At 41.5% G+C, this 11462-nt stretch carries 16 protein-coding genes, 1 tRNA gene and 1 pseudogene; 11 read left to right on the forward strand and 7 right to left on the reverse strand.

Annotated elements, in window-relative coordinates:
• Positions 1-45: 45 nt before the first annotated feature.
• Both F907_RS00515 and F907_RS00510 read right to left on the reverse strand, forming a co-directional pair.
• The gene (locus F907_RS00515; protein WP_010589820.1) at positions 46-438 is read right to left on the reverse strand and encodes a SirB2 family protein; all 393 of its coding nucleotides are present in this window, start codon (positions 436-438) and stop codon (positions 46-48) included.
• A 9-nt stretch (positions 439-447) separates the two neighbouring features.
• Positions 448-756: a BolA family protein gene (locus F907_RS00510; protein ID WP_005240489.1), complete on the reverse strand. Its 309-nt coding sequence runs from the start codon at positions 754-756 to the stop codon at positions 448-450.
• Positions 757-946: 190 nt separating this feature from the next.
• On the opposite strand from F907_RS00510, the gene F907_RS00505 reads away from it, so the two are divergent.
• Positions 947-1022 (forward strand) — tRNA-Gly (locus F907_RS00505).
• Positions 1023-1469: 447 nt separating this feature from the next.
• On the opposite strand, the gene F907_RS00500 is transcribed toward F907_RS00505, so the two are convergent.
• Positions 1470-1679 (reverse strand): helix-turn-helix domain-containing protein, encoded by a 210-nt coding sequence (locus F907_RS00500; protein WP_017396932.1) that lies wholly within the window; start codon positions 1677-1679, stop codon positions 1470-1472.
• Positions 1680-1789: 110 nt separating this feature from the next.
• Here F907_RS00500 and F907_RS00495 point away from each other — a divergent pair, with 110 nt between their 5' ends.
• The 8 genes from F907_RS00495 to tnpC all read left to right on the forward strand — a co-directional run bounded on the left by F907_RS00495 (position 1790) and on the right by tnpC (position 7385).
• Positions 1790-2005, forward strand: a complete 216-nt coding sequence (locus tag F907_RS00495; RefSeq protein ID WP_004684369.1) for a hypothetical protein — start codon at positions 1790-1792, stop codon at positions 2003-2005.
• A gap of 13 nt (positions 2006-2018) precedes the next feature.
• A complete protein-coding gene (locus F907_RS00490; protein ID WP_004684368.1) occupies positions 2019-3200 on the forward strand; it encodes an Arm DNA-binding domain-containing protein in 1182 nt (393 codons plus the stop codon).
• Positions 3193-3441, forward strand: a complete 249-nt coding sequence (locus tag F907_RS00485) for a hypothetical protein (RefSeq protein WP_004684367.1) — start codon at positions 3193-3195, stop codon at positions 3439-3441. The genes F907_RS00490 and F907_RS00485 overlap by 8 nt, the downstream gene beginning before the upstream one ends.
• Positions 3442-3510: 69 nt before the next feature.
• Entirely contained in the window at positions 3511-4053 is a 543-nt protein-coding gene (locus F907_RS00480) for a DUF1376 domain-containing protein (protein ID WP_016653302.1), read from the forward strand.
• Positions 4054-4063: 10 nt separating this feature from the next.
• Positions 4064-4810 (forward strand): ATP-binding protein, encoded by a 747-nt coding sequence (locus F907_RS00475; RefSeq protein ID WP_004684364.1) that lies wholly within the window; start codon positions 4064-4066, stop codon positions 4808-4810.
• A gap of 180 nt (positions 4811-4990) precedes the next feature.
• Positions 4991-5374, forward strand: coding sequence for an IS66-like element accessory protein TnpA (gene tnpA, locus F907_RS00470; RefSeq protein WP_004684363.1), 384 nt, complete (start codon positions 4991-4993; stop codon positions 5372-5374).
• The gene (gene tnpB, locus F907_RS00465) at positions 5371-5706 is read left to right on the forward strand and encodes an IS66 family insertion sequence element accessory protein TnpB (RefSeq protein WP_004684362.1); all 336 of its coding nucleotides are present in this window, start codon (positions 5371-5373) and stop codon (positions 5704-5706) included. Before tnpA ends, tnpB begins: the two co-directional genes overlap by 4 nt.
• A gap of 74 nt (positions 5707-5780) precedes the next feature.
• Positions 5781-7385 carry an IS66 family transposase gene (gene tnpC / locus F907_RS00460; protein WP_004684361.1) on the forward strand — a complete coding sequence of 535 codons (1605 nt, stop codon included), beginning with the start codon at positions 5781-5783 and terminating at the stop codon, positions 7383-7385.
• Positions 7386-7565: 180 nt separating this feature from the next.
• Here the strand turns inward: tnpC and F907_RS00455 are convergent.
• From F907_RS00455 to F907_RS00445, 3 genes and pseudogenes are all read right to left on the reverse strand, one after another.
• Positions 7566-8243 (reverse strand): annotated as a pseudogene (locus F907_RS00455) (type I restriction-modification system subunit M N-terminal domain-containing protein); the annotation flags it as partial.
• A gap of 317 nt (positions 8244-8560) precedes the next feature.
• Positions 8561-9622, reverse strand: a complete 1062-nt coding sequence (locus tag F907_RS00450; RefSeq protein WP_004684359.1) for an HNH endonuclease — start codon at positions 9620-9622, stop codon at positions 8561-8563.
• A gap of 2 nt (positions 9623-9624) precedes the next feature.
• A complete protein-coding gene (locus F907_RS00445) occupies positions 9625-10215 on the reverse strand; it encodes a class I SAM-dependent methyltransferase (protein ID WP_004684358.1) in 591 nt (196 codons plus the stop codon).
• A gap of 151 nt (positions 10216-10366) precedes the next feature.
• Here F907_RS00445 and F907_RS00440 point away from each other — a divergent pair, with 151 nt between their 5' ends.
• Together F907_RS00440 and F907_RS00435 are read left to right on the forward strand one after the other, a co-directional pair.
• The gene (locus F907_RS00440; RefSeq protein ID WP_016653303.1) at positions 10367-10696 is read left to right on the forward strand and encodes a DUF4236 domain-containing protein; all 330 of its coding nucleotides are present in this window, start codon (positions 10367-10369) and stop codon (positions 10694-10696) included.
• Between the two features lie 99 nt (positions 10697-10795).
• Positions 10796-11110 (forward strand): hypothetical protein, encoded by a 315-nt coding sequence (locus F907_RS00435; protein WP_016653304.1) that lies wholly within the window; start codon positions 10796-10798, stop codon positions 11108-11110.
• A gap of 69 nt (positions 11111-11179) precedes the next feature.
• Here F907_RS00435 and F907_RS00430 read toward each other — a convergent pair whose 3' ends face one another.
• Positions 11180-11443 (reverse strand): hypothetical protein, encoded by a 264-nt coding sequence (locus F907_RS00430; protein WP_004684355.1) that lies wholly within the window; start codon positions 11441-11443, stop codon positions 11180-11182.
• Between the last annotated feature and the right edge of the window lie 19 nt (positions 11444-11462).

Below are 11462 nucleotides of genomic sequence, written 5' to 3' on the forward strand. Positions count from 1 at the left end.
TTTAACCTAGCGCTATAACTATTACTTACACAATGTGTCAAACAATCAGGTAAAAACCGGCTGAATCATGACAAGGCCTAAAATACCGACCAGAGCAACCGTTCCGATTAATAAACCTGCGCGACGTTGTACCAATAAAATGCTGCTGTCCTGCTTGTAGGTTTTGATCAATGAAGACCAGAACACAAAGAACAAAATCACTTTGGCATAGAACCAAGGCTGTACTTCAAAATTGTTCATACTGAGCAAGATTGCACCCGTCACAATAATCAAGGTCAAAGACAAATGTTGTAAACCAACCAGACCTTTACGGGCTTTCGCATTGGGTTGCTGATCCTGCACACCTACAAATAAAGTCGAAGCACGTAATACAAAAGCAATGATCAATAAGCTCACTGCTGAGATATGCACAATTTTAGTAAGTAAATGAATGTCCATCATCGATTGTTAACCTTTGGGTGCATGTGCGCATTCCGGACTGGCAGGTGCCTCACCCTGCCACTCACTCGGCACATAGGCATGAATCGCTAACGCGTGGATGCGGCCCGGGCTCATTAACTCAGCAGCAACCGCATAAATTTTTTGATGACGCTGTACCAGACGTAGGCCTTGGAATTCTTCACTGACCACAATCACTTTAAAGTGTGACTCTTTACCAGGGAAATAACCGCCATGTCCTGCCGACTCATTGATTACTTCAAGATGGTTGGGTGCAAGCGTGTTTAAACGTTCAATCAACTGTTGTTCTAAGTTCATCGGTCACTCTGTAAGGTCAGATTGAGATAGCTCATTAGTATACATGAGCGCAATCTGAGGGAAACTTTTGTACAAAAATTTGCTATATCCTGCTCTTTTTGCATGAAAGTGCTTTAATTTTATGCAAATAATCAATTTCTTTGCATAAAATTATTGACCCTATTTTTGCATAATGTATTATACACGGCATGCGGGAATAGCTCAGTTGGTAGAGCATAACCTTGCCAAGGTTGGGGTCGCGAGTTCGAGTCTCGTTTCCCGCTCCAAATTCAGAAAGCCCTCATCGAAAGATGGGGGCTTTTTTATTGTTGATTTTATTAGATTTTTTAAAACAAGAAAGATTTTTAGACTGCTTTCAAATAACGTCTATCCCAACGTCTTCAATTTGCAGGTGACCATAAGTGACCAAAAAGTGCCTTCAATAAATCAAAAAGATAAGAACCCCTTTCTAAAACTGCTTAAAAAATTATTCCATCGAAAATTTCTATGTCATTAGACTTCTATTATTTTCAATTCAATATTTTTACAAGATCAAATAGGATCGTGACCAAATTTGGTCACGCAATAAAAATATCGACAAATACTAATCATTTCTAGTTTCAAAAACTCTGCCCAAAGAGCCAGATTTAACGACTGTTCTCACAATTAAAAATACTTCAAAAAAGGAAGGTGACCAAATTTGGTCACCTTATTTTTATTAATATTTCATTAACTTAGTCTTCATCAGCTTGTAATTTTAGAAGCTCCCCTACTTCTACATTTAGCAATAAGCAGAGCTTTTCAATAGTTTCAAAATCAATACGCGTCGATTGACCATTATAGAGTTTATGCAGAGTAGTTTTACTCATCCCTGTTTCACGCGCAACATCCGCAACCTTCATTCTGCGCTCAGCTAATAAGACTGGTAAATTGCAAACTATCATTAATTACCACCATTGTGTAATAAAGTACTTGCATGATGTATTAAATGCTTATAGTATTGCATTGTGATCTTAAATAACATCATTGTGATACTTTTTAAAAGGATATACATATGAACTTCACGTATCTTACTACAAAAGAACTGTCGGAACGAATTCATTACAACGAGCGTACTATCCGAAATCAACTCAAAGATAGTGTTTTACTCGAAGGCGTTCATTACATTCGCCCATTTGGTGGACGCAAAATTCTTTTTGTTTGGGAACGTATTGAGGAAGACATGACTAAAACCTCGTTCGGTTCTCTACATAGCCTACAACTACAATAGGAGTTTCAAGCCAATGGCTTCAATCCGTACTAGATACGGCAAGCTTACAATCGATTTTCGGTACTTAAATAAGCGTTGCCGTGAAACAACTGCAATGGAGGACACACCTAACAATCGCAAAAAACTTGAAAAAGCGATTGAACGTATGGAAGCTGAAATGCTCTTAGGTGTATTTGATTATGCAAAATATTTTCCCAAAAGTGCTCGACTGGCAGAAATTAAAGCTGCTGAAAACCAAATCAATGCAGTGAGTTCTAAAGCACCTGTTTTTTCTAAGTACTGTGAAATATGGGTTGCTGATAAAGAAATAGAATGGCGTAGCAGCTACGCAGAAAAAATTAGGATTGTTATTCGAAAATATTTAACTCCATATTTCGGAACAATTTCTGTTATTAACATCAAAAAGTCAGACATCCTTGGATTCCGTTCATCCCTCGCCAAAGTGACATACGGAAATAACCAAGAATGCCTTTCACCATCACGAATCAACCAGATTATGACAGTACTTCGTATGATACTAGATAGCGCATCCGAACGATATGATTTTGATAGCCCTTACAAAAACATAAAAAGTTTGAAAGAAGGTCGGATTGAAGTCACGCCTTTCTCTCTTGAAGAAGTTCAGCGAATTATTACATCTGTTCGTGACGACTTTAAACCTTATTACACCATCCGCTTTTTTACGGGTATGCGCACCAGTGAAATCGATGGCCTTCAATGGAAAAATATCGACTTGCAACGTCGTGAGATCCATATCCGTGAAGCGTTAGTGAATGGTGTTCTTGGTGGAACCAAAACGTATGGTTCTGACCGCACGATCCAGATGAATGACCGGGTGTACCAAGCCTTTCTGCAACAGAAAAGCCTCAACAACGGAAAATCGGACTTCGTCTTCTGCAACCGTGATGGTGGTCCTCTAGACTACCGTTTAGTTAATAAGCGTGTATGGCACCCTATCCTGCGTTTTTTAGGATTAACGCCTCGTCGTGCTTATCAAACACGTCACACAGCTGCCACACTTTGGTTATCTGCGGGTGAAAATCCTGAATGGATTGCACGTCAGCTAGGTCATTCGACCACTGAAATGCTGTTCCGTGTTTACAGCCGCTATATTCCCAATGTTACGCGTCGCGATGGCAGTGCATTTGAAGCCATGCTGGAAAGACTAAATACAGAGGAGCTTGCACATGAATAGTAAAGCTTTCTTTGGTGGTGTAGTCGTTAGCCCAGAAGCAGATATGGTCGCGCGTGAACTCATTCATGAGTTACACATTCCCAAACTGCACAATCTGGCCTTTTTGCTGGAAATCAATAAATGCTTCGATGATCACCAGGCGTTGAGACTTTGGCTACAGCGAATGCTGGATGATGGACAAGCCCATTACGACGACCTGGCCCAACAGGCTCGCCTCCGGTTAATGAGCTTAGCTCCCTGATCTAATAAATATACAAGGTCGTCCAATCGATGACCTTAGCCCCTCTATACCTATAAAAAAGGTGAACACATGCATAAAGATATTTCAATTTGGATGCCACTCTATATTGGCGACTTACAGGCAAAATTTGCACGAATGACTGCAGAGCAAATCGGTGCATCACTGCTGTTAATGATGGATTTCTGGAAAAATGGAACTATTCCTCATGATTTAGCAACGGTATGCAGCATCACGAAATTACCGCAGCATACCAAGGCTAAAACTTTGTTGAATACGCTGACAGCATTGGAATTATTTGAAGTCGAATCTGAACAAATTCTTTCAAGTTTTTTAACCAGTTTAAAAAACCAAGCATTGCAAAATCAACAGATGAAATCTGATAAAGCTAAAAATGCAGCTCAAGCACGCTGGAATAAATCTGCAAGTAATGCTCAAGCATCAACTATGCAACGAAAAGTAAATGCTCAAGCAGCTCTAGAGAAGAGCCTGAGTATTACTCAAGTCATGCTTGAACCATGCCCTTCATCTTCATCTTCATCTTCATCTTCATCTTCATCTTCAAATTTTGAAGAAAAAAATGAGGATTTTTTAGAAAATTCAAAGTGGATTTAGGAGATCAGTCATGAATACCATGCTTAAAACACTCCAGTTTCACTCAGAAACAACGGAAACACTCTGTCCTACCCATCATACACCCCTGATGGAAATCGCAGGTCACAGGCTCTGTAAATTGTGTGCCAAAGAAACCGTGCATCACTCACATGCAGCCTATGAGGATGAACTGCAACAGCGATTGCTACAACAGAAAATTAAAAATTCAGGGCTCAATAAACGCTACCTGGATAGTGGCTTCAAGAATTATGTAGTTGCATGCCCTGCACAAGACAATATCATCAAGCTATGTCAGGCATTTGCACAGCAAATTATTTCTGACCACAACCCGAACATGTTGATGATTGGTACACCGGGTACAGGTAAAACCCATCTGAGTGCATCAATTATTCGCAACATTCTGCATAACAGTACAAAATCTGCACGCTACTATACCAGTGCAGAAATTGCTCAAAAAATGATGGATACTTGGTCAGATACTTCACGCTCTGAGAAAGAAGTCATCGACCATTTCTCCAGTTTTGATTTATTAGTGATTGATGAATATGGCCTGCATGACCGGCATGAAAAACGCCTGGAGATGGTACATAAGGTTTTGTATAGTCGTTATGACAACATGAAATCTACCCTGTTGGTTTCTAATTTCACAGTCCAAAATATGCAGCGGGATTTAGGTGTAAGATTATGGTCTCGGTTACATGAGAACCATTTGATTGTAGTGCCGTGTTATTGGGATGACCGACGAATAAGCGGATAGCCAAACTCTTTGCTCAAGCCAATTATCTTCCGAGATAATTGGCTTTCTTTCTAAAGATTCAGAACATCTAACCCAGCAGATAACTCTCAGTTTCGTAAGCGTCCGCTGAACACACCTTATGAATTCGTCCTATAAGCCTTAATTTAGTCCTGACTTAAAAACAAGTGGGAACTTAAATTTATGACTACAAATAACCAGACATCCATCGCATCTCTTACGATAAAACGAAGAACATATAGTGCTGAATTTAAACAGCAGATCGTTCAGGCGTGTAAAGCATCGGAGGTTTCAATTGCTTCGGTCGCTTTGCAACATGGATTGAATACAAATCTTGTATCCAAATGGATTCGCTTAATTGATGCTAAGCCAGGGAATGATCGCTCACTACTACCGAATAAACCTGCATTTATTACCTTATCTTGCTCCGCACCATTAGATCCTATCCCTACTGGCATGTTAACGGTTCAAATTACTTTACCCCACTCAAAAGCAGAAATTGGCTTGAAATGGCAAGTATCAGAAATATCTGCTTTAGCAGAATTACTCAAGGCACTTACAACATGATCCGTATCGATGAAATCTGGTTGTCTACTCAGCCCATGGACATGCGTGCAGGTATGGATACGGCCATGGCTCAGGTGGTGAGAGCCTTTGGCTACATCAAACCGCATTGTGCTTACCTGTTCTGTAATAAACGTGGCCATCGCATGAAAGTGCTGGTACATGATGGACTGGGGATCTGGCTGTGTTCTCGGCGGTTGGAACAGGGCAAATTTCACTGGGCTAAAGTTCATCAGGGTGAAACCCTGGCACTCAGTCCAGAACAGTTACAGGCACTGATCCAGGGTTTGCCTTGGCAGCGCATTGGACGACAGCAGGTGGTGACGATGCTCTAAACTAGCTTGGTCCATTCTGCTATTCTCCAAACGTTCTATTTCATTCTCTTCATGACCTCAGGCATACTGCGGTCATGAATACGCTGCCTGATTTAAGCCAACTGACCCATGAACAACTGCTGGAATTTACCCGGCAGTTGGCAATGCAGCATCAGTCTTTGGCACAATCAAATCAAGAATTAGAAAAATCAAACCAGCAATTGGATGCCAAAGTTCAACATCTTTCCATTCTCACGCAAAAATACGAGCATGAGCTCGCACTATTTAAACAGCACAAATTTGGCAGTAAAAACGAACATCTCACCGCAAAACAAATCCATCTGTGGGATGAAGCGGTCGAAGAAGATATTGCCGCTGTTGATCTGGAACTGGAACGGCTGAATGCAGATAAAACTGATGCAGCGACACACAAAGCCACAGTCAACAAACCTAAACGTCGACTGCTGCCCGATCATCTACACACCATCCGTATCGAGCATGAACCAACATCAACCCAATGTGCTTGTGGCTGCACCTTGCGTCGTATCGGCGAAGATATCAGTGAAAAACTACATTTCAGACCGGCACAGTTCTATAAGGAACAGCATGTGCGTGGCAAATGGGTCTGTGATCAGTGTGACACCCTGACTCAGCAAGCGATGCCTGCCTATGTGATTGATAAAGGCATTGCTTCACCTGAACTGCTCAGCCATGTGCTGGTATCGAAGTATGCCGATCATTTACCGCTGTACCGTCAACGTCTGATCTATCAGCGGGCGGGAATCGAGCTTTCTAGATCAACGTTATCTGACTGGATAGGTCGCTGCGGTGTGGAACTGGAACCTCTGGCCAATGCCTTAAAACAGGTGGTGCTGCAACAGCGGGTGATCCATGCCGATGAAACGCCGGTCACCATCATGCGGATGGGTGATGATGAGAAAAAACCGAAGAAAGGTTATGTCTGGGCCTATGCCACTACACAGTACAATCCAGTTCAAGCGGTGATCTATGACTTTCAGGATAGCCGTTCAGGTCAGCATGCAGAAGAGTTCCTGAATGGCTGGCAGGGCCATCTGGTCTGTGATGATTACAGTGGTTATAAAGCACGCTTTAAATCAGGCGATGTCATAGAGGTGGGCTGCATGGCGCATGCACGTCGTAAATTCCATGAGCTACATGTGACCGGGAAAAGTCAGATCGCTGAACAGGCATTACTGATGATTCAGAAACTGTATGCGATAGAAGCAGAACTCAGGAAAAAGACCGATGGTACAGCAGAACACCGCCGCGAATACCGACAACAGCACAGCCAACCGGTGATGCAACAACTGTGTGAATGGCTCAACCAACATTATCTGACGGTGCCATCGAGTTCTCCAACCGCCAAGGCCATCAATTACAGTCTGAAGCGTTGGCCAGCCTTAAGCCGCTATCTGGATGATGGCAATCTACCCATTGACAATAACTGGGCAGAGAACTCAATGCGTCCCTGGGCATTGGGCCGTAAGAACTGGTTGTTTGCAGGTTCGCTGCGCAGTGGACAGCGAGCGGCAAATATCATGACTTTAATCCAGTCAGCAAAGCTGAATGGGTTGGATCCGTATGCCTATCTCAGTGATGTGCTGAAAAGGCTGCCGACGCATAAAGCGACCCAAATAGAAGAATTACTACCACATCGCTGGAAATCCAACTCAAATTAAAAAATAGGCATGGGGTTCAGCGGACGCTTACTCAGTTTCCACAATCAATATCCTATTAAGTTTGAACGGCTTTGTTGCATAAATATGTAAGCATCTGATTTAAATAGATTTAATTTTGAATCAAAAAACAATCAGAACTTTTAAAATCATATAGTTATGAAATCTTTGTGCAACAAAGCAGACTGAACGTAAACGGTCTTTGCCTTGGGTGACAATCTTCGCCAGTAAAGTTGATACCGTTTGCGGGGTATAGAATTCCCCCGCTTTTTTGCCCGCGCCTGAGGCAAACTCACCAATCAGGTACTCGTAAGCATCGCCCAGTACATCGGCTTCGGTATTGGAAATATCAAAATCAATATCATCTAAATGACTCAGGACTTTCGCCACCAGTGCATTACGGTCACTGGCATTATTGCCAAGCTTGGTCGAGTTTAGATCCAAATCTTCAAACAGGTTGGCAAAGTCATCGGCAGAGTCGGTGCCTAAAGTGCTTTGTTCAATTGATTTTAAGGTTGCAGTTAAATCATCCAAAATGAATTCGCCCTGACGACCACGCTCGGCTAAGGTATGGAATAGCTGATTTGGTGTGAGCGCATAACCGACTTCGGCAATGGCATTCTTTTTAATTTCTTCGATGTATGGCACATGCTCAGGATTATTTTCATCTAATTCTAAAAAGCTGAGGTCTTCGCCATCGAGCAATTCATTGGCAAAGTTCACCGACTTTTCCGATAAATATTTAAAGAAAATAAAACCCAGAATGTAATCACGGAATTCATCGGCGCCCATGGTGCCACGCAAAGTATTGGCAATATTCCAAAGTTGTTTTTGTAATTGTTGCAGTTGCACCTGGGTCATTGTTATAGAAATCCAATTAAGTGAATCATTAATCAAATGATTTTACCTAAAATTCTAAATCATGCAGCAGTAAAAAGATGGAAAAGGACATAAATTGTCGTACTCAAGCCAAGTGATCTGTCAATTCAAGCTCCAAACAGGTGAATATTCTAAATTTTGTAGCAGCATATTGTGAGAATGAAGGCCTCCAGTTAAAAGTCTGTAAGGGCTGAAAGCTCTAATTCAGCTGTCTATAGAATACTATCTTGCTGAATATTCAATTTGTTCTTGAAAATATTGGTCTTTGGATAACAGAATCTCTGCAAAGAATAACGGTCTCAAAAGACACCAGATATAGGATGAGCCAATATCTGTTTATCTTTGCCCCCCAACCAAACTAAATACTCATGCTCAATCGCCTGCTGATAGGCCCAGTCTGCAACCCGATGTGAACGCTGCAGATCGGTCAAAAAACCGAGTTGCGAAATCTCCCGACTAATCGCCTGATCATGCAGATGATTACGTTCCATCCATTGCTCCAAGAATTGCCCGGATGCCAAATAATTGCTTTTCTGTGAATTACATTTGTCGTCCGCCAGAACAAAGTTATGCCCGGTATCGGCAGGATATAAAGACCATGGAATAAAATGATCCACGGCATATTTTGAGTTTTTCAGGCTTTTGCCACAGTAAAAACACTGGCATTGCTGTAAGTCGATTAAGAAGTCCGCGACCTGCCCCAATTGATTACGACTTGGAGCAAACATGAATTCATCTAGGTCAGGCAAACCATCCAGTACCAGCAGGTTCTGCTTGTTTAGCCGAACAAAATCAATCCAGCGCTTCTGGCACAGCTCTTCAATAATTTCACTGAATTGTCTCAAACAATACATCACTTTGGGTAAAAGCTTGAGGGACTGTTTGCAATCCTGCAGATGATAGAGAAACTCTACGGTTTGACCATTCAGATTCTGCAAATACACCACCGGCATTTGCTTGACGGTCGCTGCAACCACTTTTCTAAGCTGATTCCAGTGAAACTGGTCTTTTCTTAACGCAGCCAGCGTTTTGAATTGTTGCTGTGCATTCTGAATTTCACTGATGATCTTTGCCTGCTTACCAGTGCTTTGATGAATAGTAAAAGGCTCATACTGGTTAAACTGAAACGGCAGTGACTGTTTCCAGTACAGGTCAATAAACTTTTCCGCAATATCCTGATAGTCCAAATGCAAGGCAGCACCGGTATCTTGACCCTGTTCAATCGCCAGACGCGTGATACTCATCAGCAAAGCAAACTTATATGTCGAAGTAAACGCCCCTGACTGCAAAATCTGCTGAATATGTTTTAAGAATTTCAGCTGTTCTTGAGGAGTTGGTATTTCAGCTATACTGAATAACATATCTAAGCCTGCACTTTTCTAATCAGAATATTCAGCCATTCTTCTGTACGGTCTGGACGTTTATCTACAGTAATCCATTGCTGTAACAGTAAAGCCTGATCTATTTGTTTGAGTAAGTCGTAAGCTTGCTGCTCATTCAAGTCAGTAAAGCTGCGCCCTTCTTTCTCACGGTCTGAATCGCCATATTTAAAAGACATATAACACACACCATTTGGCTTTAATGCTTTAAATATGCGCGCCAGCACTTCAGTCAGGCGATCTCTTTCACAGTGCAAAAGAGAAGCACAAGCCCAAATCCCATCATACTTAGCTACTTCATTCAGCTCATAAAAACTTTGCTGACGTACCTCGATGCCTGTCAGCTCTCTCGCCTTTTCAACCAGCTCCGCAGAATAATCAATTGCCTCAGCTTGATAGCCTTTTTTCTTAAATGCCAGAGTGTCACGCCCAGAGCCACAGCCCAAATCCAGGATCAATGCCTGTTCCGGCAAATATCTTAGAAATGGTGTGTAAAGACTTTCCATCTCAACCTGATAGGTATTTTCAAAAAATGCTTGAGCATGTTGATTGTAATAATTTGATGTTTGATTCATTGTCTAAAAGCCAATATCTTATGTTAAAGAACATACTGATATTTCACTAGATAAGTCAAATGATCAGTCCTATGAATGAATCAAACTCTTATTTCACTGTATCCGGACAGCTGAGATAGAAACCTAACTGGTTCTTGTAAATGGAAAAAATATGGGCTTCAGATTTCGCAAGAGTATTAAAATATTACCTGGATTAAAAATCAATCTGACGCATAAAGGCATCATCAGTGCAAGCATTGGCAAACCTGGTGCTTCTTTAAATATTGGTAAAAAAGGCACCCGAACCAGCGTTGGTATTCCTGGCACAGGCCTATCCTATTCAAAACACCAGCCCTATAAGAAGAGAGTTGGCAACCAAAAAAATCCTACTCAGGAACAACAACCGTTCTATACATCACGTACTGAGCAACCCAAATCGAATGTCTGGATTTGGGTGGTTTTTGGATTATTTTGTTTTATTGTCGGGGCAATTATTTTTTGAATTTAGCCATTCTTTGTACCCCATAATATCCACTGCTAGGCAAAATTTAATTCATTCATTACTATGGACAGATGTTAAATACAATAAAGGTTGCCGCTGATGTCTGATCATGACAGTACTCTGGATTATGATGAAAATGATTTAATCGACTCTCCCTTATCTCAAGTTTTACAACAGGATAATGAGCAAATTGAAATTCTAATTTATCGATTACCTGATAGTGACTGGACACTGGAAGTGGTGAACCAAAGTGGTACTTCTACGGTATGGGATGAAACATTCCCGTCAGATCAGGAAGCTCTATCTGTCGCTTTAGATGGAATTAAAGCCGCAGGCGGTATTCAAGCCTTTTCCGAACTCAGTGACCTCGAAGCAAAGAACAATATTTTTCCTGAATCCCTTACTCGCCATTAAAAATGAAGTTGCTGGCTTGAATCTGAATCAGTATTTTCTGGATTCTTAGAACCTATCGCGATGATAGGTTCACTTCAACCCAAACCCATCTAGGGTTGAAGGGTCAAAGTTTTCATCAAACATAAACTCATCTGCTCGCTCTTTTTTTAATGTCGTCAGGGCATAAAAGAAACATTTTTCACATAACTGCAATTCATATCTTTCCCCGTCATGCTTGGAACCATAGCCCCAATGCGCCGATAAAGTGCCAAACTCCAGTTTCGTTGATTGGTTGCATACATCACATATAACATCTGTAATGACTTCTACCTGTTTCAGTTGTTTAATTTCCATATACGGCTCCCGATATCAA

This window comes from Acinetobacter colistiniresistens (genome assembly GCF_000413935.1).
In the GTDB taxonomy this organism is placed as follows: domain Bacteria; phylum Pseudomonadota; class Gammaproteobacteria; order Pseudomonadales; family Moraxellaceae; genus Acinetobacter; species Acinetobacter colistiniresistens.